Source organism: Methylobacterium nigriterrae (genome assembly GCF_037106235.1).
Taxonomy (GTDB): Bacteria; Pseudomonadota; Alphaproteobacteria; order Rhizobiales; family Beijerinckiaceae; genus Methylobacterium; species Methylobacterium nigriterrae.
Window position 1 is genome coordinate 1 of sequence record NZ_JBAWTG010000059.1, and the last position, 23,560, is coordinate 23,560.

Genomic DNA, 23,560 nt, shown 5'->3' on the forward strand with positions numbered 1-23,560 from the left:
TTACAAGAACCCGCTGCGTGAGTGGTCTAAGGCGTTGGCTCATCGTTCGCCGCAGCATGCCCTAGCGGGCAGAGCTGCATTCCATAACATCCAGTCCGCAAACCTAAAGCTAAAAGACCAAGCGCACGGCTATCTTAGGCGTCGCATCAACAATGCGCGGCTGCTGTCCACGTCGGGCTGAAATAGGCATGCACCCGTCCCACCTGACGAGGCGTGAGAGCATCAGCTTTCATGCGTTGGTAGCCTATGAGCGCAGCGGCGCAGAGCCCCGCTAAGCTCCCGCCAAAGGGAGCGGCCAGCACAGCCTCAGCAGCACCATGACCCCAGAGCAAAGCTGTCGTGACAGGCGCTCCGATTAAGGCCGAGCAGACGATCAGCAACATCAACAATCCTTCGTTTGATTGCACTCTGTTGAGCAGGCAATGCCGACAGGGATTGGTTGTTGCGCCTCTGTACGATTGATACGGTCTGACGAGGCCGTGCTCAATTAAGATCCGCCGCGATGCCTCGATCTCGGATCCTTTGTTGGCATCGTGCCGAACGCGCGGCGACTGCGTGGCGAGCATGACTTAGGCGCCGAACGCGCCCGGAGGAGCCTCCAATTGTGCTTCGACTTCTTGGAGGCGCTGGGCATACTCTCGCACCATCGCATCAACGTGGCCGAGGACGTTCTCGTAGGCTTCCCTCTGGCCCTCCTCGTTGGCTTCCTCAAGCCACTGCGCGAACTCCTCTCGAAGCGTGTCGAGGACCTCAGCACCGCCCTTCAGGTTCTCAAGCGTGCGTTCCGGCTTGGACATCTTCTGCTCCAAGGCTGCGGCTGGTGACAGAAGCCCGATGGTAGCAGGACCGGAACCCAAGTCGGAGTTGGTCAGAATCGCACAGGAAGCCCAGGATGGTCGCGAACCTCCTGTGCCGATCCCGAATACGAGAATTGTGACGGCTATGAACTCAGCGAGCTTGTGCTACTCAATCCGAGAGTGGCCTGGCCGATTGTGAAGGCAGAGAACCATGATTGAGAACAAGGCGAAGTCGCTGCGCTCGGCGCAACAGCTCCGAAATGGTCTGCTTGAGGCGCTCGACGTGTGCGAGGTTCCGGACGGCGACTCGGTTGAACTGACCGTCAGATACCGGCGCGCAGAGAACGGGATCGAGCTTGAGGAGATATCCCTCGTCTCGCTCAAGAGGCAGAAGACAAGTTACGAGTGAGGCCGCATCCAGGCAGGAGCGCCAGCGGGGTTGTTGCCCGCTGACATCGCCGACGAGGCGAGCCTCCATCCGCAGTTCAATCGCCCCCCGCTTGAACAACACGGCTGTTCGAGCGTAGCCGTGAGGCAAGCGAAGGGAGGACCGGCAGAAATGCCGATTGCGAAGCGCCAGCTTGCTGCCTCGATCCGCAGTGCGGCGCACATCGCGGAGGGCGAGTCGCTTGCCGCCTTCGTGCTGGATGAGGCGACGGAGCGCGGTCCGAACCCCTTCCCGCGAACCAGTGCCGGGGTCGTGCGCCACGTTTGGGCTGCTCGCAGCTTCGAATTCCGCGCGCTCGGTATCCAGTCCGCTGGTCTGCCGTGCCTCCTGACCGCACTTGCCGAACTGCCGCTCTCCGAGCCTCTGGTGCAGGAGATCCTGCGCTCGGGCCCGTATTCCCTCCACGCCTTCCACCACGGCGATGGCTGTCGGACGGTCGGCGCCGTGCTGCACGGCAAGCCGAATGTCCCGCTGCCACTGTTGGCGAAACCGCGAAATTCTAGGCGAGGCAATCGGACTGTCAGTGCGGAGTCCAGAGCGCAACTCGATCTCTTTGCCAGCGCTGCCCTCTGAGATTGCTCTGCACATGCGAGCCGCCCTTGCGCGGCTGCGCCGAGCGCGAAGCGGCTGAACGATCCGTTGAGGTTAACGGCTGCTTAGCTAGCCTCAGGGTATTGGTGCGCTCGGAGGTGCCCATGACTGTTCTGTTTGGTCTGGTGGTGTTCGTGCTGATGCTGGCCGTTCTTGCTTCTAAAGGCCGTCCGACAGCCTTCCTGGGCTGCCTATGCCTGCTGGGGCTCGGCTGCGTGATCGCCTTGTCGAGCTTTAAGGGCATCGTGCGGGCAATCGCATAAACTCACTTCCAGCATCATCCGCCAAGAAAGAGCCCCGCGAGACGCGCCCGTCAAAATTGGTCTGTTGACCGACATGTCTGGCGTTTTCGCGGATGCCGACGGACCGGGCGGAGCTGAAGCTGTGAAAATGGCCATCGAAGATTTTGGTGGCGAAGTGCTCGGGCGAAAGATTTCTTTCTTTTCCGCTGATCATCAGAACAAGCCTGATGTCGGTGCGGCGAAGGTACGTGAATGGTTTGACCGGGACGGTGTTACCATGGTGCTCGCCGGCCCGAACTCGTCTGTGGCACTTGCCGTCAATGCGATATCGCGCGACAAGAAACGCATCTTCATGCCGATTGGCGCCACGACCTCGCGCTTGTCAAACGAGGATTGCACGCCGTTCACCGTGCAATATGCCTATGACACAATTGCTCTTTCAAAGGGAACGGGCTCGGCCATACTCAAACAAGGTGGGAAATCCTGGTATTTCGTTACGGCTGATTTTGCATTCGGGACCGCAATCGAGAAGGATGCACGTGAGTTTATCCAAAGCAGAGGCGGAAACACACTCGGCTCTGTGAGGCATCCACTCGGTACTGCCGACTACTCCTCATATTTGCTTCAGGCACAAGCGGCTAAGCCCGATGTTTTGGCTTTAGCAAATGCTGGAACCGACACAATTAATTCCATCAAAGCTGTCGACGAGTTTGGGCTTGTAGGCCAAATGAAGGTCGTAGCTATGAATATGTACCTTAGTGATGTTCATGCTCTCGGGCTGGAAGCAGCCAAAGGCATGTACATGACCGACGGCTGGTATTGGGATCTCAACGACAAAACCCGCACATGGGCGAAGAGGTTCTTGGCTCGAACTTCCAAAATGCCGACGCTCGTGCAAGCCGCAAACTACTCTGCTGCTTGGCACTATCTTTCTGCGGTTAAATCTGCCGGAACCAGCGACGCGGATGCGACGATCGCGAAAATGCGCGAGATGCCAATCAACGATTTCTTCGCAACCGACGGCTATATTCGTCCGGATGGTCGAATGATACATGATATGTATCTCATGCAGGTAAAATCTCCTGGCGAGTCGAAGTACCCGTGGGATTATTACAACGTTGTTGAGATAATTCCCGGCGAGCAGGCAGCTTCGACTAAAGCTGAATCTCGCTGCAATTTGTGGAAATAGGGGCGTAGAGACAGATCTGAGCCTTGTAGTGTGAAGGTCGTTGCCTACGAAAAGCGATCGAGAATAGGGTTGTGCCGTGGGACCTTTCCGGCGCGATCGATGATCCGCCCCACAGGCAACTCTGCTCTGGGCCATATCCGGACAACCGCTTCGCGCCCGTTTTGGTCGTTCGGCGGATCAGCGGTGTGCTTCCTGACCGCAGGCCTGTCGCGGCGGCCTTCGACGGAATCGCGCATCGCTTCATCGGCCGCGATGTGGACGATCTCGACGACGCCTACGCGAGCACGGTCCACAGCGGACGGGCCGGCACGCTCTGACCCCCGTGTTCGATGGGATCCTCGGTCATCGCCGGAGGGACAACCCCGGGGATAACAGGGAGAGAGGAAGATGATCTCTATAGAAAATACCCTGTTATCCCCGGCCGCGGAATCGCGGACACTCGAAATCCGCTTTGCCCGAGCATGCCAGGGCCCTGTCTGATAGCGGCGCTGATGATGCCGCGCTCAATTGCGGTGTCGTGGCCTGACTTCCGCTTTGCGCCCATGCCGGCCGTTCGACCGACCCGGGCGGTTCTCTGAAGCGGACACTGCAGTAGCGAGCTATAAGTCTGAGAGGCACCAGGAGCGGAAACTCGATTGGCCTGCTCTCAACGGCAGCTATCCCACCGGTAGCGGATCTTCGCGGGTTGGGCGCTGTGAAGCGCCTGTTCGGCGGCCAGGCAGGAACGACGCGTCCATAGGCGTGGCGGCCCTCTTCGGCTTTCCATGGGGTGTTCGGGAACAAGCGCGACTTCGGTGCGCAACTCCACCAATTGCTTGCCTTGCTGCGCGGTAATAGCTGTTGCCATCACATCGAGCCTCTCCCGCTTCGCCGCAGCGACCTTTCGCAAAATCCCAAATTAATCAGTGGCTTCCTGCCCTCGGCACCATGATCATGGCCTATCTCTTCAAAACGTACAGAATTTGACAGACAGGCTGACGGGCGAATTGGGTATCGCATAAATGTCCGCCCTGAACCGCTCGTGTGCAGCCGGAAGCGGACCTTCGTGGATTGAGCGTTGTAGAGCCACCCGACTAGCGTAAAGTGGACGGCGCCGAACCTGTTGGTACCGAACCTGCAGCTTCACATGATGTCGTCCGGCAACAGAACCCTGCAAGGAATGATTGGCGTTCATCCAAACATTAGAATGCCACCTGTATGGCAGCAATAGAAATCGTTGGAAGATATTAAGTGAATGCGCTCTAGTATTTGAGCTAAAAAGCGAATTTAAGATCGACTTAAACAAATGGATTGCACATTAATTCATGAACATATCGAGTAAAGGCTAACGCAGAATAAGGAAAAATTGGCCAATGGGCACATCGCAGCCGACAGAGAGAAAAACGGCGCACATAATAAGAGCGGCTTTATTGCTCGGTTATCTGAGCAGCTATCCTGTAAGGGCGGCGGACGCGCCTGATACGATCTACATCAACGGCAGGATCATCACTTCCGATGCCGAAAACAACATTGTTGAGGCGGTTGCCGTCAAGGGCGACAAGATACAGGCGGCGGGCCGCAGCGAGGCTCTTCGGATGACGGCAGGACCACCCTCCCGGATCGTCGATCTACGCGGCAAGACCATGATCCCGGGTATCATCGACCCTCATAGTCACTTCCCTCTCTCAGCCAACACCGTTCTGTTTCAAGTAGATTTGTCGAGCCCGCCTGTCGGTAAGATCACCTCGATCGACGACATCATTGCCGCGCTCAAGAAAAAGGCCGAACAGACTCCGCCCGGCCAGTGGATCGTCGGCGTTGGCTATGACGATACGCTGCTTGCGGAAAAACGGCACCCGACTCGTCAGGACCTAGACAAGGTGTCGGAAGTGCATCCCATCTACTTGATGCACGTATCCTATCACTTCGGTGCGGCGAACACTAAAGCGCTCGGGATTGCTGAGATCACCCGCGACACGTCTGACCCCGCCGGCGCAAAATTTCGGCGAGATGGTAACGGCGAGCCTACGGGGGTCTTGGAAGAACTCTCCGCATACGAGCGGGTTACTTCTCGTATTCCTTCGCGCTCTGCCGAACAGTGGGGTGAGCTGATCAAGGTAGCGGCACAGCAGTACGCCTCTCAGGGCGTGACCACAGCTGAACATGGCTTCCTAGCTGATCAACCCGGAATTTTGTCCGATCCCGGCCTATTGCCAGCCTTCGCGCGGGCAATCGAGCGAGGTGATTTGCCGATCCGCATCATCGTTTGGCCCGGCATCAAGTTTTCCCAGAAGGTGCAGAGCGGCCAAGTCAAAGCGCCAGATACTGACAGTTCTTGGCTGAAAGTCGGCGCCACTAAAATGTTTGCCGATGGTTCGATCCAAGGTTTCACTGGTTATTTGACCAAACCCTACCACATCATTCCGGCGGGCTATCCTAGTGACTATCACGGACACCCGGCCATGCCGCGAGACGAACTAGTCAAGCTGGTAGTCTCCGAGCATAAGGCAGGAAAGCAGATCGCCATTCACGGGAACGGTGATGCGGCGATCGACGATATTCTGTACGCCTACGAGCAGGCGCAGAAGGAACAGCCGCGACCAGACGCGCGCCATATCGTCGTACACTCCCAAACCGCGCGAGAGGACCAGCTTGACAAGATGAAGGCGCTCGGCGTGACCCCGTCGTTCTTCAGCCTGCATGTTTATTACTGGGGCGATCGGCATCGCGACATCTTTCTCGGCCCAGATCGGGCGGCGCGGATCAGTCCGGCTCGCTCAGCATTGCAGCGCGGTCTGCGGTTCACGATCCATACGGATACCCCTGTGGTGCCGATGGAGCCTTTCCGGCTGATGTGGGCCGCTGTGAATCGCATTACGGCTAGCGGGGCGCGGCTTGATAACGAGGGTATTGCGCCGATGCAGGCCCTTCGCGCCCTTACTGCCGATGCGGCATGGCAAGCGTTCGAAGAGACACGCCGCGGGTCAATCGAATCAGGAAAGCTGGCCGACCTTGCCATTCTTTCCGATGATCCGCTCTCGGTCGACCCAATGAAGATTAAGGACATCAAGGTGCTGGAGACGATCGTTGGGGGCAAGACGGTATACCAATCCCAATGAGCGGACGTCGGCGCAGAAATTACGGCGCGAATGGCCCTCACTCTTGACGGCCCCTGAAGCGTTCAAAGAGGCGTGGGAAGAGGTGCGGAGAGCCCGCGACGCGCTTGACCAAATTCGTCCGGACGGCATGCGCCGCGCTAAGAGCGGTCGGGTTCGGCTTTGCCGCGGCGTCCTTGCCTAAGCGATGGACCTGCCGGCTCTGGTCAGGACGGATGTGGGTCATTCCCTTGGTCGCGATGAGCGTGTGTGCGTACCTCAACGTTGCCCTGGGTCCGGCTCTCGTCATGAGCTTTCAGTGGGTTTGTCCATCCGATCCGGACTGAACTAACCGGTGCGGTCACTTTTTGGTCCTTCGGCAGATCCAGCGGTGTGCTTCCTGAGAAGGCCTGTCGCGGCGGCCTTCGACGGAATCGCGCATCGCTTCATCGACCGCGGCTTGGACGATCCCGACCACATCCCAGCGGAAGCGGCAGCCCCTCCTTGGGGGAGCACAGTCAATCCGCGTATGAGTCTGGGCCCGTTCTGATCAACTCGCCGAGCGACGACGTGCGAAGCCTGCGAAAGTCGCGAAAGTTGCGAAAGTTCGGCCCGCCGGTCGATCTCGGCAGTCTTTCTGCATTGCGCTGCGCCGAGGTGCCCGCCCTCGCTGGGCGGCCGAACAGGCGTTCGGAACGCGCGGGACGGCTTGTCATGGCAGCGGGCCGCCCCGGCTCCATCTCCGTCACCTCAGGCCCATGGATCGTGCCCCTGTAGCTAAGATGCGCGAGCGTCAGCACTCGCCCGCTACGGTTGAATATTGATGCGCGAGGTCGTCACACCCCGCACGCCGCTCGAGGGTGACTGCCACCGGATTGGTGACCCTCCCAACCGGCACGGCGTCTGGCGACACGACTGTCGCGAGGTCGAGTTCCTTGGCAAGCCAGGCAGCGGCCTCGGTCCGCGCGTGGGGCGGCCGTGCCGCGGGGACGACGTTGCGTGCGGAAGTCCACCATCGGGATGATCAGCGGCGCTCGTTCTGCGTGGTCGACGGGCACGGTCATCGTGATCACGTCGTTCGAGGCGGGAGGCGCCCGGAGGCCCTGCGGTCAACTCAGGCGGGCTCGGGCTCGCGCACGTCAAGCACCGTCAGGCGCTTGGCCACGCCGGTTCGCGTCGCCCAGTTGATCGACTGTCCCGTGCTCAGGCCGAGCAGAGCCGCCCCCACCGGCGTGAGCACCGAGATCCGCCCCTCGCCGATGTCAGCCTCACCCGGGTAGACGAGGGTCACCGCTTGGACCTTGCCTGTCGTGTCGTCCCGGAACTCGACCCGGCAGCCCATCCTGACGAACCCGAGGGTCGCCTTGCCAGACCGCACGATCTGGGCCCTGTCGAGTTCGTCCGCCAGATAGGCCGCGACCTCGGGCATGCGCTCCATCGCGGCCGCTGCCAGCCCGGACAGGCGCTCGTGATCCTCCGCCGTCACCTTGATCGGCGGCAGGCTGGCACCGCCGGCGTTCTTCCTCATCGTCGTATCCATCTCGAAGATCCTCGTTCAGGCCACCAGCGGACCGGGGTCATCGTCATCCCCGCCCTCCGGGCACGGGGGAGGGCCGGGCAGCGGTCGTCGCAATGGCACGACCTTCCGGTCGGGTGCGTCCTCGTCCGTCTGTCCGGGAGCGGGCGGCGGTTCAGGAATGTCGTCGGTCAAAGGTGTCTCCTGCGCGGACGGCGACCGCGACACCGGAGCAAGGGCATCGTAGTCGCGCGAGCCCAAAGCCTGGCGGCGTCGGCGCCTGCCGGCCTGGGTCTCATCAGTCTGGAATAGGTGCCGTCGAGCCTCTTGGCCGACCTTCGGGCGCTTCGCGGAAGCCGTCCCGACTACCCCGAGCAGGACGGGCGGATATGCGCCGTCGGCTCGGGGCTACTTGCCCGCGATCAGGTTACCTGCCCGGAGCAGGCCACGGTTGATGGTCGCGCGAAACGGCATGGGGCGCAGGATTGGTCAAGCGGGACCGGTTGTCAAACGCCCCGCGCCGGCAGGCAAATCAGCGACCGCTTGGTCTGGGCTGGGACGCCTGGTCGCGACTTGACATCGGCGGTTGCCGACCCGACCTTAGCCGCGTCATGTCGATCCGCCTCAAGAGCATCCGCCTCCTGGCGCGCTCGGGCAGCCTGCAAGCAGGCTCGTAGCCCTGGCGCTTGGCCGGCCTTTTTCGGGCCATGCCGAGGCCAGGGACGATCTCCAGCAAACCTTCCCTTCCGTTCGCGCGGCGTTCTCTCGGACGCCGCCGGGACCGTCTCTGCTCGGGCAACCCTGCGGAGCGGTCATGCTGTGAGGTGCCAGGATGAACGCGGTCCATGAACTCCCGCCCGTCACCGTCTCGACCCACGACTACGCTCGGCTCGTGGTCTTCGGCCTCGACGCCTACCTGCGCGGCGACACCCACGCCGACTTCCTGCTCTTGGAGCTGAGGCGGGCGACGCTCTGCCTGCCCCGCGAGCTGCCGGGCGAGGTGGTCTCGGTCAACTGCCGGGTGATCTACCGCCTCGACGACGAGCCGCGGCTGCGGAGCCATCTCCTGGTGCACCCACATGACTTGGCCGATCTCACCGACGAGCTCTCGGCCGCGAGCCCGCTCGGGACAGCGCTGCTCGGACTGCGCGTAGGCGACTGGATGCCCTTCTGCGACAACCGCCTCGGCACCCAGCACGTGGTGACGGTCGAGGGCATCGGCTGGCGCTTCGTCGACGAACCGGTCCCCGGCCGTGGCGCTCTCGCTCCGCGCCGAGCCTAGGCACGAAGGCCTCGGTTCCGTGCCGGCTCGGCACGGCCCCCATCCGAAAGGAGCACATCATGACACATTGGAACCCGGGGCGGGCCGCCCCGGGAGGAACCGTGCACGTCGTCGGCGCGGGTCTCGCCGGCCTGGCGGCGGCCGTCGGTCTCGTGGACGCGGGCCGCCGGGTGATCCTGCACGAGGCCGCGCGCCAGGCCGGCGGCCGCTGCCGCTCGTACCACGACGCCCGCCTCGGCCTCACCATCGACAACGGCAACCATCTCCTGCTGTCGGGCAACCGCGCGGCGCTGGCGTTCCTCGACCGTGTCGGCGGACGCGCTGCCCTGGTGGAAGCCGATGCGGCCGAGTTTCCCTTCGTCGACCTCGCCACGGGCGAGCGCTGGACGCTACGGCCGAACCGCGGGCGCCTGCCCTGGTGGATCCTCGACCCGCGCCGCCGCGTCCCGGACACCCGGGCGGTCGACCACGTCGCGATCCTTCGTCTGCTGCGTGCCCCGCCCGGAGCCACGGTCGGCAGCGTCCTGAGCTGCGAGGGCCCGCTCTACGAGCGCCTCTGGAAGCCCGTGCTGCTGGCCGCGCTCAACATCGACCCGCCGCGCGCCGATGCCGGCCTCGCCGCCGAGGTGCTTCGCCGGACGCTCGGCGCGGGCAGCGATGCCTGCCGGCCGGTCGTCGCGACGGCGGGCCTCTCGGCCGCCTTCGTCGATCCGGCGCTGACCTACCTGCGCGCGCAGGGTGCCGAGGTCCGGCTCGGCCATCGCCTGCAGCGCGCGGTCGTCGACGACCGGCGGATCGCCGCGTTGGCGTTCGGCGCGGAGGCGGCGCTGCTCGGGCCGAACGATGCGGTGGTCCTGGCCGTGCCGCCCTGGGTCGCCGCCGGCCTCCCGCCGGGTTTGGCGGTGCCGATGGAGAGCGTCGGCATCGCGAACGTCCATTTCCGCATGTGTCCCCCGCCGGGGCTGCCTCTCCTCACTGGTCTCGTGAACGGGCTGTCGGACTGGCTGTTTGCCTACCCGGACCGCCTTTCCGTGACCATCAGCGGCACGGACCTCGCCGGGCTCGAACGCTCGGAGATGGCAGACCGGGTCTGGAAGGAGGTCGCGGGCGTGGTCGGTCCCGAGGCCGATCCGGCGGTGCCGCCACCCTGGCAGGTCGTGAGGGAACGGCGGGCGACCTTCGCGGCGACGCCCTGGAGCCGGGGCCGCCGGCCCGGTCCGCGGACCGTGCTCGCCAACCTGTTCCTGGCCGGGGACTGGACCGAGACGGGCCTGCCGGCCTGCATCGAGGGCGCGGTCGTCTCCGGGACGAACGCCGCCCGCGCCGTGGTCGAAGCCGCCGCGGCAACGACCGGATCATGCGCCGACCGGCTCGCCCTACCCGGAATCGACGGCCTCGCCCGCATGCGCCCGGCCACGGGCTGACACCAACACGAACAGGAGGGAACCCTTGCGCATCCTCGTCGCCACAGACTTCTCGCCCCGCTCGCAGCGAGCCATGCGGCGCGCCGGCATCCTGGCGGGACAGAGCGGAGGCGACGTCATCCTGATGCATGTCGTGGACAGCGCGGATACGCGCCAGTCCGCGCGGGACATTCGCGAGGCGCAACGCATGACCGTCGAGCAAGTCGCGGTCGTGCCGGAACTCTGCCGCGTCGCATGCCGGTCGCTCGTCGTCGCGGGATGCCTACCCGACGCGGTGCTCGACGCGGCGACGGCACGCCAGGCGGACCTGATCGTGGTTGGCGCGGGCCCCGGCCGGACGGTCCGCGGCCTGATCCGCGCCGCCCCGTGCCCGGTCCTCGTGGTCATTCGGTCCGTCGCGGGGCCCTATGCTAGGGTCATGGCCCCGGTCGATCTCTTGAACGCATCGGCGCGGGCGTTGCGCAGTGTCGCTTCGCTCGGTCTCGCGGACCACGCCTGCGTCACGGTCGTCCACGCCTTCGAACCCGTGGGCAAGCCGAAGCTGGCAGGGTTCGGCGTGCCGCGCGAGTAGATCGACGGCTACGTCGAGAGTCGGCGCTCCATGTACGCGGAGGAGGTCGAGACCTTCCTCGAAGCCGACGGCATTGCGGCAAGGGATTGGTCGAGGCGGGTGGAGGAGGGACGTCCGGAAGAGGTCATCGCCGGCCTCGCCGCGCGCATGTCCTCGAAACTCCTCGTCATGGGCACGCATGCCCGCACCGGGATCAGGAGGGCCCTTCTGGGGAGCGTCACCGAGGCCGTCCTCGCCGTCGGCGGCGCGGACGTGCTGGTGGTCCCGCCACCCCGGTCCGGCATCAGACCCGGCCTGGGACCGTCCGCATGTATCCCCGCCGACTATCCCGAGCGTCCGGCTCACAGCGCTGTGACCGCATGAGCGGCCACGCCTGGCCCGTTTCCGGGAATGCGCCTGCGCGATGCGGGCGCATGGGTTTGGCAAATCCAACCGCGGCGCGCTTCACTCCACGAACGACAAGGCATCCACCGCCAGGGAGGTGTCGATGAGGATGATTGCCGCGCGTCTCGTGGCCATCGCCGTTATGTCGCTGGTGCTGGCCGTGGCGCGCCGGCTTGAGCAACTGGGGACGGACCTCGTGATCGAGGGCTGCCTCGTTGCAGCGGCAGCCGCGACAGCCGTGGTGGCCCTCGCTCGCTGGCAAGCGCGCTCGCATCGCCCATGACGACGCCCGGAGGGTTACGGGCTGGCCGACGAAGTCGCGTCCAGCTGTCCAAGGATCGTGCCCGGCTTGAATGGATGCCAACTAATCGATAGTTTGCTATTCATTGTGCAGGTCCCAGGGATGTGCCCCATCTCTGTCCATAGGGAAGAGGTCGGATGGCAGCGAACGACCTGAGCCAGCTTTGGTTGACCTATACCCACTCGCTTCTGCTCTCCGGCCGCCAGTGGAGGCGGCTCGCCAATTCCACCACGGAGTCGCACGGTGTCTCCGAGGCGAAGGCGTTGCCGCTGGTGCTGATCGGACGCTTGGGCGGTGAACCGCGCCAGAACACCCTCGCCGAGGCCCTCGGCATCGAGGGGCCGTCGCTCGTGCGCCTCTTGGACCAACTCGAAGCGGCCGGTCTCGTCATGCGCAAGGAGGACCCGACCGACCGTCGCGCTAAGGTCCTGAACCTCACCGACACTGGACGCTCGGTGGTCGCGCGGATCGAGGCAGACCTCGACCAATTGCGGAAGGCAGTGTTCTCGAAGGTGAGCGCAGCCGACCTGGAGGCCAGCCTGCGGGTATTCCAGGCCGTCCAGGACCATTTAGGCGGCCCGTCCGAGCCCGATGTGTCCCGGGACAGGGTTGCAGAGGGCGAGGCCGCGGAATGACTCTGCCGGGCTGGCGCGACTGGGCCTTCTCGCTCAAGACCTTCGCGGCGGCGATGCTGGCCCTGTTCCTGGCGTTCTGGATTGACCTGCCGAACCCCTACTGGGCGCTCGGCACCGTCTACATCACCAGCCAGGTGCTCGCCGGCGCCACGCGCTCGAAGGCGCTGTACCGGGTGCTCGGAACCCTGCTTGGAGCCGTGGTCACGGTGGCCCTCGTGCCGAACCTCGTGAACTCCCCGGAACTCCTCACCCTGGCCATCGCGCTCTGGGTGGCGACGTGCCTGTATTTCTCCCTTCTCGACCGAACACCGCGCAGCTACCTGATGATGCTCGGCGGCTACACGGCGGCGCTGATCGGCTTCCCGGCCGTCGGCGACCCCGGAACGATGTTCGACACCGCCGTGGCCCGGGCCGAGGAGATCATCCTCGGCATCCTCTGCGCCAGCCTCGTGAACACGGTCGTGCTGCCGCAGTCGGTCGCGCCCGTGATCACCGCTCGGCTCGACCTCTGGCTGCGCGACGCCCGGGGTTGGGTCATCGACGTCCTCGGCCGCGCCCGCACGGCGAGGGACGCGCAGGCGACGCGGCTGAAGCTGGCCTCCGACGCCGTCGCCTTCGACGCGATGGCGACGCCGCTGCGCTACGACATGACCGGTGCGGAACGCTCGGCCGAGGCGATGCGACGCTGCGCCAGCACATGCTGATGTTCCTGCCCATCGCCTCCGCGGTCTCGGACCGCATCGAGACGTTGGAGCGCGCGCGCGCCCTGCCGCAGCGCCTGCGCACCCTCCTCGACGACATGGCCGTATGGCTCGCCTCCGGAACCACCGAGCAGGCCGAGGCGGCCCGCCTGAAGGCCGCCGCTGACGCCCTCGACCCCGGGCTCGGCGAGCGGCCGTCTTGGGATGCCCTTGTCCTCGCGAGCCTGCTGGCGCGCTTGCGCGACTTCATCGACCTACGCCAGGACGCCCGGCTGTTGCAGCGGCACATCGCCGACGGGACGCCGGTCGCCGAGGACCTGGCCTTCCGCTACACCGCCGCGGCGCGCACGATCCGCCACCGTGACCATGGCATGGCGCTGCTATCGGCGGTGGGCGTGTTCCTGACCATCCTGGTCACCTGCGCGATCTGGATCGCGACCGGCTGGCCGCACGGCTCGGCCGCCCCAATGATGGCGGCGGTCGGCTGCAGCTTCTTCGCCGCCCAGGACGACCCGGCGCCGTTCATCGTGGGCTTCGCCAACTCGGCCATCCTCGGCGCCCTCGGGGCGGGGGCCTACCTGTTCGCGGTCCTGCCGCTGGCCACCACCTTCGAAATGCTGGTCCTGGCGTTGGCTCCGGCTCTCCTGATCTGCGGGGTCTTCATGGCGCAGCCGAAGACGGCACCGCTGGCGATGGGCGCTGCGGTCAACGGCTCGGCCATGATCGCCCTCCAGGGCAGCTACACGGGCGACTTCGCGGCCTTCGCCAACTCCTCGGTCGCGGCCATCGTCGGGATGTGGGTGGCCGCCATCGTCACGCGCCTCGTCCGTTCGGTCGGCGCCGGCTGGTCGGCACGGCGCCTGCGGGCCATCAACCGCCGCAGCCTCGCCCGCGCCGCCGAGCGCCAGGGCGCGCAGAACGGCCTCGAACTGGCGGCCCTGATGCTCGACCGGGTCGGTCTGATCGCGCCGCGGCTGGCCGCCCTTCCGTCCGACGATGCCGAGTGGACCGCCGACCTCCTGGCCGAGGTCCGCGTCGGCATCAACGTCGTGGAGTTGCGGCGCGACCGCCGGCAGCTCTCAAAGCCGGCCCGGAAGGCCGTCGAGGCGCTCCTTCGCGCGCTGTCGCGGCACTTCGGGGCCAAGGCTGAGAGGCCAATCCCCGGCTTGCTCGACACCATCGACAGTACGCTCGATGCCGTCACCGCCGATGCGCGGCAGGCACCCGGCCGGGCCGCGCTGATGGGTCTCGTCGGCATCCGGCGCGGTCTATTCCCGGACGCGCCGCCCTTCCGGCCGACCCTGCCCTCGACCACGCATCCGGAACTCGCGGCATGACGGGTGAACTCGACCTCTACGGCGTCTTCGTGCCGAGTCTGGCGGCCTGGATGCTGCTCGCCTTCGCCATCAGCCTGCCCCTGCGGCGCGCTCTGGCCTGGGCCGGGTTCTACCGCCTGGTCTGGCACCGGCCTCTGTTCGATCTCGCCCTCTACGTCGTGCTGCTCGGCGCCGTCGTCTCGGTCGCGGTGCCGCTCACCTCCTGATCGGCGGGCGCGTCCGGCCGACCTGCCAAGTCCAAGACCTCCCGGATAAACCCATGCCTCGGTTGCTCGCCCTCTCGGTCCGTCTCCTCATCACCCTCGGGATGGTCGCCGCCGCCATCGTCGTCGGGCTGGCCCTGTGGGACTACTACATGGAGGCTCCCTGGACCCGGGATGGGCGGGTGCGGGCCGACGTGGTGCAGGTGGCTCCCGACGTCTCCGGCCTCGTCACCGAGGTGTTGATCGCGGACAACCAGATGGTGAAGCGAGGCGACGTCCTCTTCCGCATCGACCCCGACCGCTTCGCCCTGGCCTTGCGGCAGGCCGAGGCGGTGGTCGAGGGGAAGAAGGCGACCGCCGTGCAGGCCGCGGCGGACTACGCCCGTTACCTGAAGCTCAGCGACGCCGCGGCGTCTCAGCAGAGGGTGGAGGCCGCGCAGGCAGCGGACCTTGAGGCCAAGGCCGCCTACGGTCAGGCGATGGCCGACCGCGACCTCGCCAAGCTCAACCTCGACCGCTCCGCCGTGAAGGCCTCGGTCAACGGTCGCATCACCAACATGGGCCTGCGGCCCGGCACCTATGTCTCGACCGGCCATGGAGTGATGGCCCTCATCGACAGCGACACCCTGCGGGTGGAGGGCTATTTCGAGGAGACCAAGCTGCCGCGGATCCATGTGGGCGACCGGGCCAGCATCCGCCTGATGGGCGAGAAGGGCACGCTGACCGGCCACGTGGAGAGTTTCGCGGGTGGCATCGAGGACCGCGAGCGGACGGCGGGCTCGAACCTTCTCGCCAGCGTCAACCCGACCTTCGCCTGGGTGCGCCTCGCCCAGCGCATCCCGGTGCGGATCAAGCTGGGCGGCGTTCCGGACGAGACGCGGCTGGTCGCGGGCCGCACCGCCACGGTCGCGGTCGAACCGGAGGGCGAGACCCCGCATTTCAGCCTGTTCGGTGCTTGGCGCGGAGCCCCGGACCCCGGGACGCGACCACCCGTTAAGGACCGGCCGGCGATCCCGGCTTTCGAAGGCGGGGCAAGACAACGAGAAAGACAGGGAGACAGATTATGACGACAGCGGCAACAGGCGAGTCCCATGACGGGCGGGACCGCGTCCTCGCCGAGGCGCCGTACCGGGCCGAAGCTGTGACCCTCGTAGTACGCAAGCTCGATGCCCTCACCCGCTTCTACCGGGACGTGATCGGGCTTGGCGTCGTCTCGGCGGCTGACGGAGCCGTGCGGCTGGGTGCGGGCGACACGACGCTTCTCGTCCTTCGGCATGACCCAAACGCGCGGCCGCGGGAGCCGCGGGAGGCCGGCCTATTCCACACCGCCTTCCTGCTGCCGGGCCGGGGCGACCTCGGCGCCTGGCTCCTGCATGCGGAGAAGCACGGCATCGCGCTCACGGGCGCCGCCGACCACCTCGTCAGCGAGGCGGTCTACCTCGACGATCCGGAAGGAAACGGCATCGAAATCTACGTCGACCGCCCGGCATCCGCTTGGCAGCGGGCTTCGGACGGCTCGGTCGCGATGCGCAACGAACGGCTCGACCATACGGGGCTCGTCCGTGCCGCCGAGCGGCCCTGGTCGGGGATGCCGCCCGGCTCCTGCGTCGGCCACGTCCACCTTCAGGTCGGCGACCTCGAAGCGACGGAGCGCTTCTACGCGGGCCTGCTCGGGTTCGATGTCATGTGCCGCAATCCCGGCGCCCTGTTCCTGGGAGCGGGCGGCTACCACCACCAGCTCGCCGGCAACGTCTGGAACAGCCGTGGCGCCGCGGTTCGCGCGGAGGGGGCAACGGGCCTAGCGGAGGTCGGGCTGCTCACCGACGGTGAGACGCGCGCTGCGGCGCGGGTCCGATGCCGGGATGCAGGCGTGTCGCTCGTCGAGGACGGGGACACGCTGGTCGTGCGCGATCCGTGGGGAACGACGTTGCGTCTGAAGCCCAAGCCGGCGCTTTGAAGGTCCGGGAAAGCGCCGGGGCAGGCGCCCCGGCTCCGGCCTCGTCAGCGTGCCTTCGCATCCGAAGCCTGGGGCGCCAGCCAATGACCGGCGGCCGCAAGCATCGTCTCCACGCCGATCCGAAGGGTCGGCGTCAGGACAGGGGCGAACTCCGGCGAGTGGTTCGAAGGAAGCGCGTCCAGAGTCCCGGCCTTCTCGGCCTCCGCGTAGCGCTTCGGATCGGTCCCGCCGACGAACCAAAACACCGAGGGCACGTCCCAGGCGCGGGCGAAGACGGTGAAATCCTCGCTGGCGGCCGCGTTGCCAGCAGGCTGCACCCGGTCCGCACCCAGGCGCTGCTTCAGCGCCTCGGTCACCTTGGCCGTCGCGTCCTCGTCGTTCACCGTCAGCGGGAAACGCCCGAGCATCGTGAGGAGGGGCGGCTTCGGGGCGCCCGAGATGGAGGCCTCCCCTTCGACCACCCGCTTGATCGACGCGAGCACCTTGTCCCGCACCCCTTGGTCGTAGGTCCGGACGTTGAGCTGAAGCTCGGCTTGGTCCGGAATGATGTTGGCGCTGGAACCGGCCTGCATCGATCCGACCGTGACCACGGCGCTATCGGTCATGGAGACCTCGCGCGAGACGATGGTCTGCAGCCGCATCACCGTCGCGGCGGCCATCACCACAGGATCGATGGTCGATTCCGGGCCGGAGCCGTGCCCGCCGCGGCCATACAACGTCACCTTGAGGCTGTCGCTCTGGGAAAGCACGGGGCCGCTGGCAAGGCGCACCTGCCCGGCCGGGAACGGCAGCACGTGCTGGCCCAGCGTGACGACCGGCTTCGGGAAGCGCTTCACCATGCCGTCGTCGACCATGGCCTTGGCACCCTCGCCGATCTCCTCGCCCGGCTGAAACACGGCCATCACGGTCCCATGCCACTTGTCACGGTTGGCGGCCAGGATCTGGGTCGCGCCCATCAGCCAAGTCACGTGCAGGTCATGGCCGCAGGAATGCGCGATGGCCGTCTCCCGACCTGATGCGGGATCGGTCCCCTTCTTCGTGCTGGCATAGGGGAGGCCGGTGTTCTCCTTCATCGGGAGGGCGTCCATGTCGGCGCGCAGGAGCACGGTCGGGCCGTCGCCATTGCGCAGGATGCCGACCACGCCGGTGCCGCCCACGCCCCCGGTGACCTCGAAACCCTGCTCCTTGAGCCACTTCGCGGCGATGCCGGCCGTGCGCTTCTCCTGCATCGAGAGCTCAGGGTTGGCGTGGATGTCTTCGTAGCTGGCCTGCAGCGTCGCGAGCTGTTCCTCGGTCGGGCCGGGCAAACCCTTGGCGTCGGCCTGGGCGAATGCGGGATCTGACAGGGCCGAAAGCGACACGAGGGCCGCCAGCGCGAGCCCGCAACGACGTTTGCCGATGGCCATCTTGGCTTACCCTTGTGATTGGACCGCGCGGGCGGCCTGTCGTTGAAGACTGTCGTTTCGGGGCGCCTCGAAGTCGGCGAGCCGCGACGGATCGGCCGACATCAATGATAGGGGATGCCGGCGCGGGGGCGATATCGCGGAAGCGTCCAGCCGAAGCGGAGCGTTGCGGCCCGCACGAGCAGGGCGACGGCGAAGCCGATGCCCAACGCGAACTCGCGCGGGATGTCGAGGGCGGTCAGGATCGCGAAGACCGCTGCGCCGGCTCCCGCGGCCGAGGCATAGATCTCGCGACTGAGAATGACCGGGCTCTCGCCTCCGAGCAGATCGCGGATCACGCCCCCGAAGGTGGCCGTGACCACCCCCATGACGATGGCAACGAGGGGGCTCGCCCCGACCTGCAGGGACTTCTCCGCCCCGGCCACGGCGAACAGGGCCAGACCCAGGGCGTCGAGCCACAGCAGGTACCGGTAGCGGGACTGCGGGATGTGGGCGGTGAAGAACACCAACCCAGCGACAAGCAGGCAGGTCAGCAGGTAGGCCGGCTGGACCGTCCAGAACACCGGCAGCCCGAGCAATAGGTCCCGCAGCGTGCCGCCGCCGATGCCGGTCGCCGTGCCGAGGACCGCGAAGCCGACGAAGTCCATTTCCTTGCGGGAGGCGGCGAGGGCACCCGTGACCGTGAAGACGATCACGCCGATCCAGTCCAGGGTTGCGGTAGCAGTCTCGAACATCGTGTCTCGTCTCGGGTATCGGCCGCGCTCGACGTCGTGGGAACGGCGGTGCTCCGGCTCGTCTCAGCTTCTCACCTGAAAAGCAGGACTTGGTTGTCCGAGCGGGGGGACTCGTCCCACTCGCGCTGCACCATGACCTCGGGCTGCGAGGTCTTCACGACGACGGTCGTACCGAGGGGGACGCGGCCGTAGAGGTCGAGGATGTCCTCGTTCAGGAGCCGGATGCAGCCGGAGGAATCGGTGCCGCCGACCGTCCAGGGCTCGTTGGTGCCGTGGATGCGGTAGAGTGTGTCCCGCTCCCCCTGGTAGAGGTAGAGGGCGCGGCACCCGAGCGGGTTGTTGACCCCCGGCTCAACGTAGCGAGGGATGTCGGGCCGGCGCTTCAGCATGGCCGGGGTCGGATGCCAGCCCGGCCACTTCGCCTTGCGCCTGATCATCGCGACGCCCGACCACGTGAAGCCAGCTCGGCCCACGCCGATGCCGTAGCGGATCGCGGTGCGGTCCTCGCGCACCAGGAAGAGGAAGCGCTGATGCGTGTCGATGACGACCGCGCCTCCGCGCTCCGGCCCGTCGTAGTCCACGAGCTGTCGGCGGAACTCCGGCGGGACGAGGGCCAGGTCGACCTTCGGGATGTTGAAGGGCTCGTCCGAAATCTCGCCGACGTACCAGGCATCGCGGGTCGGTGGCGCCTCGACGGGCTGTGGCACCTCCGACGGTTCCGGCTCGCTGTCCCAGAAGAAGGCCTGGCCCCGTGCCGGGGCGAGGACGGCGGCAGCGAGGAGGAAGGCGCGGCGGGTGGCCAACATCGGATGACATCCAGGATGGGGGTGGAGGCGCCGGCTCGCGCAGGACCGGACGCGCCGCATGGTCGATGCCGTGCGCGCGTCGTCGCCGCGGCTCACGGGGTGAGGCGGCCGGTGCGGATGGGAAGGGTGGGTCGAGCCCGAGGGCTCGGCGTGTCGGGCTATGGGGGCGCCATCGCGCAGGCCTCCAAGGTTGCTCCGCACGCCGCATGCGTGCGAGCCCCCTCTGTCATCGGCCTGAGAGCTTCGACGCGGCCTCGGGAGAGGCCACGTCTTACACCATCGGCGGGAGCTGCCGCTCCGCTTTCCAGAGTGTTGAACGACGGGCGGTCCGGGTGCCTGAGAGTTTCCGGGGCAGTTGCTCCTTCGGCGGCCGGTCCAAGCCGGCTCTCTCCCGCGCGTCGATGTCTCGTCCCTTCTAGCCTCGAACGATGCGGCAAGCCAGACACTTCGTTAGCTTGCGATCTAAAATGTGCGCCTGGGCACGTGACTGGGCCTGGACGAAGGCCGGGCACTGCCCAGCCTGCAGGTCGCACGCCATCGTCGGTGCGAATAGGCTTTTGCCCGGAAGTGACGTGGTCGCAGGGCCGGGTGCGATCCGGTCGCTAATGTGCCTGACGCACTGACCGCCCGTGACGCGCCTGCTTCAGGCCGTAGAGCAGGCTTTCGAAATGGCGACGCGCCTAGTCAGCTATGGGTCACTCGGAGGCTTTCATCTGGGCCAGGCCGAACGTCCGTTTTTCACTTACACAGGCCGCAAAGCCGACGGCCTGCAATCGGCCAGGATCGGCCATTCCGCTTCGGGCCTTGTTTGGTCGTTCGGCGGATCCGCCGGTGTGCTCACTGAGAAGGCCTATCACGGCGGCCGTCGACGGGATCGAGCATCGCTTCATCGACCGCGACTTTGACGATCTCGACCGCGCCTTCGCGACCACGGTCTACAGGGGCCGGGCTGCACACGCTGACGCCGTGTTCGATGGGACTCTCGGTTGTCGGAAGAGGGACAACCCCGGGGATAACAGGGACAGAGAAGAAGATGATCTCTATAGAAATGCCCCTGTTGTCCCCGAAAAACAGGGGCACAACCTGTCCAGAGGCCAATCACGTTCTCGTCTGGCCCTAACAAGGCCGGTCCGCTTCGCGGTGCGGGTAGAACGATTTGCCCTCCTCAGTCTCGCTGACACATCCGAGGTCGGCGGCTCATGAGAGGGCAGGACAGACCTGAACCGGCACCCCTCGCTCACACGTCGGACCGCAATCTGGAGCTAAAGATCGACCAGCCTGTCGCCTCCGCAAGCCGTTCAAGCGCCAGAGTCCCGAGCTTCGGGTTCCCGTTCTCGTTCAGTCCTGGCGACCACACCGCGATCGAAGCGCACCCTGGTACGATGGCCAGGATCCCGCCGCCGACCCCCGGCTCGCCCGGCATCCCGACCCGGAAGGCGAAATCGCCGGATGCATCGGAATGCCCACACGTGAGCATCAGGGCATTGATCCGACCTGGTCACTCCGTCCGCCCCGGCTTGGAAGGATGTGCGCGGCCTCATCGAGGAGGCCCTGGAAGCTCAGTAAGCAGGATGCCGGCGCGACCCGCGAGCCGAACGGTGCACGATCAAGCCCGAACACGCGGACAAGCGCTCCAGCACTCCCATACCGAGTCGATGGAGGGCGACATGGTTCGGCTTCACCACCGTGTCGAGGGTGCGCCAGGCGACCACTGACTGCAGGTTCAGACCGTGACGACGATCTTCCCGACCTGCACGTTGCTCTCCATGAAGCGGTGCGCCCCCGCGATCTCGTCGAGCTTGAACGTCCTCGCGATGACCGGCCTCAGGGTGCCGGAGGCGAGCCCCTTCACGATGAAATCCTTCGCCTTCTGCAGGGGCGCGGGGTCCTTCGTAATCTCAAACAGCTGATAGCCGCGCACGGTCAGGTCTTTGCCGAGGAGCGGCATCACCGGCACCGACAGAGGTGCCGTGTCGAGAGCGCCGTACTGGAGGAAGATGCCGAGGTAGCCCAGCACCTCCAGGATCTTGGCGACCTCCGGGCCGCCGACTGGGTCGAAGGCGACATGCGCGCCCTTGCCATCGGTGATGCGGTTCACCTCGGCCATGAGGTCCTGCTCTTCAGTGGCGATGACGTGGGCGGCCCCCTGCTTGAGGAGTTCGTCACGCTTGGCGCCCCGGCGCGTCAGCGCGACCGGAATGGCACCCAGCGTCTTGGTGATCTGGATGGCAGCGAGGCCGACGCTGCTGGAGGCCGCGCGGATCAGCACCGTCTGGCCGGCCTGGATGTTCGCGATATCGACGAGCGCGCCGTAGGCGGTCGTGAACATCATCCAGGTCGCGGCCGCTTCTTCCCACAAGAGGTTGGCCGGGTGCTTCACGATGCCAATGGCCGGTGCGTTCACGAGCTCGCCGTGCAAGCCGTACTCGCCGAGCATGAAGCAAGGCACGACGCTGACCGCGTCACCGACCGAGAAGCCTGTGACGCCGGTCCCGACCGCCTCGACGATCCCCGCGGCCTCGTAGCCGAGGATGGCCGGGAAGCTCGGCTCTGTCACGTACTGGCCGGTCCGGAACATGACCTCGGCCCGGTTCAGGCCCATAGCCTTCACCCGGATCTGCACCTCTCCGGCCTGGGGCGCCGGCACCTCGATGTCCTCGACCCTGAGCACCTCGGGGCCGCCAATCTCATGGAAGCGAACGACACGAGCCATGACAGTCTCCTGGCATGCTGATGGGCAGGGGCGGCCAGAGCGTGCCGCTCCTGCGGGAAGGGTCCGAGGATCCTCGCCTTAGGCGGCCACGTCCTCGCCGTTTGACCACGCGCCGAGCTGGCGGAGCTTGCGCTCGCGCCCGTTCAGCCACCAGCCGAGCTGTGGCACCCAGTTCTCGTAGGGCGCGTCCTTCGGGGCAGCCCCGAGCGCCTGCTCGGCGTTGAGCGCGAAGTTCGGGTCGCGCAGCGCCTCGCGCCCAATGGCGACGAGGTCGGCATGGCCGCCGGCAATGACCTGCTCGGCCTGGAACGGGTCGACGATCAGGCCGACCGCCATGGTCTTCAGGCCGGCGTCGCGCTTCACGCGCTCAGCGTAGGGCACCTGGTGGCCGTAGCCGCTCGGGTGCTCGTAGACCGTGCCGACGCCGCCCGAGGATACATCGACCACGTCGACGCCGATGATCTTCAATTCCCGGGCGAAAGCGACGGTGTCCTCGATGGTCACGCCAGTCCTCAGCCCGTCGACCGCAGAAACGCGCACGAACAGTGGCTTGTCGGCCGGCCAGATCGCGCGCAGCTCGCGAGCGATCTCAAGTGGCAACCGCATGCGGTTCTCGCGGCTGCCGCCATAGGCGTCGGTCCGCTTGTTGGTGAGCGGCGAGAGGAACGAGTTCAGCAGGTAACCGTGGGCGGCATGCATCTCCACGACCTCGAAGCCGGCCTTGAGGGCGCGCCTGGCCGCCGCGGCGAAGTCGGCCTTCACCTTCTCGATGCCGGCCGCGTCGAGCGCTTCCGGGACCAGCCAGCCCTCGTCGACCGCCTGCGCGTTGGCCGAGACGATGGCCCAGGGCCGGTCGCCGCGGGCGATGTCCGCCTCGGTCAGCGGGCCATCGCCGTAGTAGGGCCGCTGCATGCTGGCCTTCGGGCCGGCATGGGCCAACTGAATGCCGGGGACCGCGCCCTGGGACTTCATGAAGGCCGCGATGCCGGCGAGCCCCTCGACCTGCTCGTCGCGCCAAAGGCCGACGTCGCCGTGGGTGATGCGCCCCTCCGGCGAGACAGCGGTCGCCTCGACGATGATGAGGCCGAAGCCGCCCAGCGCCAGCTTGCCGTAGTGGACGGTGTGATAGGTGGTCACGAACCCCTCCTCGGCCTGGTACTGGCACATGGGCGAGACGGCGAGGCGATTGCGCAGGGTGAGGTCGCGCAGGGCGAGGGGTTCGAAAAGCTTGGCCATCAGGCAAAGGTCTCCG

24 protein-coding genes, 2 pseudogenes and 1 riboswitch are annotated in these 23,560 nt (G+C 66.1%); of the genes and pseudogenes, 17 read left to right on the forward strand and 9 right to left on the reverse strand.

Translation table 11 applies throughout. The annotated features are described in order from the left end of the window. A partial coding sequence (locus tag WDW90_RS23445) for a hypothetical protein (RefSeq protein WP_336489872.1) occupies window positions 1-181 on the forward strand: 181 nt, incomplete at its 5' end. A gap of 388 nt (window positions 182-569) precedes the next feature. Here WDW90_RS23445 and WDW90_RS23450 read toward each other — a convergent pair. Next, window positions 570-797 carry a hypothetical protein gene (locus tag WDW90_RS23450; RefSeq protein WP_336489873.1) on the reverse strand — a complete coding sequence of 76 codons (228 nt, stop codon included), beginning with the start codon at window positions 795-797 and terminating at the stop codon, window positions 570-572. Between the two features lie 211 nt (window positions 798-1,008). Here WDW90_RS23450 and WDW90_RS23455 point away from each other — a divergent pair, with 211 nt between their 5' ends. From WDW90_RS23455 to WDW90_RS23475, 5 genes are all read left to right on the forward strand, one after another. Next, window positions 1,009-1,206 (forward strand): hypothetical protein, encoded by a 198-nt coding sequence (locus WDW90_RS23455; protein ID WP_336489874.1) that lies wholly within the window; start codon window positions 1,009-1,011, stop codon window positions 1,204-1,206. A 150-nt stretch (window positions 1,207-1,356) separates the two neighbouring features. Then, on the forward strand, window positions 1,357-1,818 hold the full coding sequence (locus WDW90_RS23460; RefSeq protein WP_336489875.1) for a hypothetical protein: 462 nt from the start codon (window positions 1,357-1,359) through the stop codon (window positions 1,816-1,818). Window positions 1,819-1,940: 122 nt separating this feature from the next. Next, window positions 1,941-2,099 carry a hypothetical protein gene (locus tag WDW90_RS23465; RefSeq protein WP_336489876.1) on the forward strand — a complete coding sequence of 53 codons (159 nt, stop codon included), beginning with the start codon at window positions 1,941-1,943 and terminating at the stop codon, window positions 2,097-2,099. Window positions 2,100-2,115: 16 nt separating this feature from the next. Continuing rightward, complete coding sequence (locus WDW90_RS23470) at window positions 2,116-3,267, forward strand: ABC transporter substrate-binding protein (protein ID WP_336489900.1); 1,152 nt, start codon at window positions 2,116-2,118, stop codon at window positions 3,265-3,267. Window positions 3,268-3,452: 185 nt separating this feature from the next. Then, window positions 3,453-3,584, forward strand: coding sequence for a hypothetical protein (locus WDW90_RS23475; protein ID WP_336489877.1), 132 nt, complete (start codon window positions 3,453-3,455; stop codon window positions 3,582-3,584). Between the two features lie 329 nt (window positions 3,585-3,913). Here WDW90_RS23475 and WDW90_RS23480 read toward each other — a convergent pair whose 3' ends face one another. Further along, window positions 3,914-4,114 (reverse strand): hypothetical protein, encoded by a 201-nt coding sequence (locus WDW90_RS23480; protein WP_336489878.1) that lies wholly within the window; start codon window positions 4,112-4,114, stop codon window positions 3,914-3,916. A gap of 505 nt (window positions 4,115-4,619) precedes the next feature. Between WDW90_RS23480 and WDW90_RS23485 the strand changes: the two genes are divergently transcribed. Beyond that, window positions 4,620-6,365 carry an amidohydrolase gene (locus WDW90_RS23485; protein WP_336489879.1) on the forward strand — a complete coding sequence of 582 codons (1,746 nt, stop codon included), beginning with the start codon at window positions 4,620-4,622 and terminating at the stop codon, window positions 6,363-6,365. Window positions 6,366-7,455: 1,090 nt separating this feature from the next. Here WDW90_RS23485 and rnk read toward each other — a convergent pair. Beyond that, complete coding sequence (gene rnk, locus WDW90_RS23490) at window positions 7,456-7,869, reverse strand: nucleoside diphosphate kinase regulator (protein WP_336489880.1); 414 nt, start codon at window positions 7,867-7,869, stop codon at window positions 7,456-7,458. 820 nt (window positions 7,870-8,689) lie between these two features. Between rnk and WDW90_RS23495 the strand changes: the two genes are divergently transcribed. From WDW90_RS23495 to WDW90_RS23540, 10 genes and pseudogenes are all read left to right on the forward strand, one after another. Further along, window positions 8,690-9,139, forward strand: a complete 450-nt coding sequence (locus WDW90_RS23495) for a GreA/GreB family elongation factor (RefSeq protein WP_336489881.1) — start codon at window positions 8,690-8,692, stop codon at window positions 9,137-9,139. 59 nt (window positions 9,140-9,198) lie between these two features. Next, window positions 9,199-10,563, forward strand: coding sequence for a hydroxysqualene dehydroxylase HpnE (gene hpnE / locus WDW90_RS23500; protein WP_336489882.1), 1,365 nt, complete (start codon window positions 9,199-9,201; stop codon window positions 10,561-10,563). Between the two features lie 25 nt (window positions 10,564-10,588). Next, window positions 10,589-11,134 carry a universal stress protein gene (locus WDW90_RS23505; protein ID WP_336489883.1) on the forward strand — a complete coding sequence of 182 codons (546 nt, stop codon included), beginning with the start codon at window positions 10,589-10,591 and terminating at the stop codon, window positions 11,132-11,134. 30 nt (window positions 11,135-11,164) lie between these two features. Then, window positions 11,165-11,497, forward strand: coding sequence for a universal stress protein (locus WDW90_RS23510; protein ID WP_336489884.1), 333 nt, complete (start codon window positions 11,165-11,167; stop codon window positions 11,495-11,497). Window positions 11,498-11,621: 124 nt separating this feature from the next. Further along, window positions 11,622-11,801 (forward strand): hypothetical protein, encoded by a 180-nt coding sequence (locus WDW90_RS23515; protein WP_336489885.1) that lies wholly within the window; start codon window positions 11,622-11,624, stop codon window positions 11,799-11,801. 155 nt (window positions 11,802-11,956) lie between these two features. After that, window positions 11,957-12,454 carry a MarR family winged helix-turn-helix transcriptional regulator gene (locus tag WDW90_RS23520; protein WP_336489887.1) on the forward strand — a complete coding sequence of 166 codons (498 nt, stop codon included), beginning with the start codon at window positions 11,957-11,959 and terminating at the stop codon, window positions 12,452-12,454. Beyond that, a pseudogene (locus WDW90_RS23525) lies at window positions 12,451-14,492 on the forward strand (FUSC family protein). The gene WDW90_RS23520 and the pseudogene WDW90_RS23525 overlap by 4 nt, the downstream one beginning before the upstream one ends. Further along, window positions 14,489-14,698 carry a DUF1656 domain-containing protein gene (locus tag WDW90_RS23530; RefSeq protein ID WP_336489888.1) on the forward strand — a complete coding sequence of 70 codons (210 nt, stop codon included), beginning with the start codon at window positions 14,489-14,491 and terminating at the stop codon, window positions 14,696-14,698. The pseudogene WDW90_RS23525 and the gene WDW90_RS23530 overlap by 4 nt, the downstream one beginning before the upstream one ends. Before the next feature lie 53 nt (window positions 14,699-14,751). Beyond that, window positions 14,752-15,762, forward strand: coding sequence for an efflux RND transporter periplasmic adaptor subunit (locus WDW90_RS23535; RefSeq protein WP_336489889.1), 1,011 nt, complete (start codon window positions 14,752-14,754; stop codon window positions 15,760-15,762). After that, entirely contained in the window at window positions 15,759-16,652 is an 894-nt protein-coding gene (locus WDW90_RS23540) for a VOC family protein (RefSeq protein WP_336489890.1), read from the forward strand. Before WDW90_RS23535 ends, WDW90_RS23540 begins: the two co-directional genes overlap by 4 nt. Window positions 16,653-16,696: 44 nt before the next feature. On the opposite strand, the gene WDW90_RS23545 is transcribed toward WDW90_RS23540, so the two are convergent. The 6 genes and pseudogenes from WDW90_RS23545 to WDW90_RS23570 all read right to left on the reverse strand — a co-directional run bounded on the left by WDW90_RS23545 (window position 16,697) and on the right by WDW90_RS23570 (window position 23,544). Continuing rightward, window positions 16,697-18,058 carry an amidohydrolase gene (locus tag WDW90_RS23545; RefSeq protein ID WP_336489891.1) on the reverse strand — a complete coding sequence of 454 codons (1,362 nt, stop codon included), beginning with the start codon at window positions 18,056-18,058 and terminating at the stop codon, window positions 16,697-16,699. A 101-nt stretch (window positions 18,059-18,159) separates the two neighbouring features. After that, a complete protein-coding gene (locus tag WDW90_RS23550) occupies window positions 18,160-18,789 on the reverse strand; it encodes a trimeric intracellular cation channel family protein (RefSeq protein ID WP_336489892.1) in 630 nt (209 codons plus the stop codon). Window positions 18,790-18,860: 71 nt separating this feature from the next. Next, complete coding sequence (locus tag WDW90_RS23555) at window positions 18,861-19,595, reverse strand: L,D-transpeptidase (RefSeq protein ID WP_336489893.1); 735 nt, start codon at window positions 19,593-19,595, stop codon at window positions 18,861-18,863. Between the two features lie 314 nt (window positions 19,596-19,909). After that, a riboswitch (glycine riboswitch) is annotated at window positions 19,910-19,999 on the reverse strand. 833 nt (window positions 20,000-20,832) lie between these two features. Beyond that, window positions 20,833-21,087 (reverse strand): annotated as a pseudogene (locus WDW90_RS23560) (glutaminase); the annotation flags it as partial. Window positions 21,088-21,318: 231 nt separating this feature from the next. Then, the gene (locus WDW90_RS23565) at window positions 21,319-22,308 is read right to left on the reverse strand and encodes a zinc-dependent alcohol dehydrogenase family protein (RefSeq protein ID WP_336489894.1); all 990 of its coding nucleotides are present in this window, start codon (window positions 22,306-22,308) and stop codon (window positions 21,319-21,321) included. Between the two features lie 78 nt (window positions 22,309-22,386). Then, entirely contained in the window at window positions 22,387-23,544 is a 1,158-nt protein-coding gene (locus WDW90_RS23570; RefSeq protein WP_336489895.1) for an NADH:flavin oxidoreductase/NADH oxidase, read from the reverse strand. Window positions 23,545-23,560: the final 16 nt, after the last annotated feature.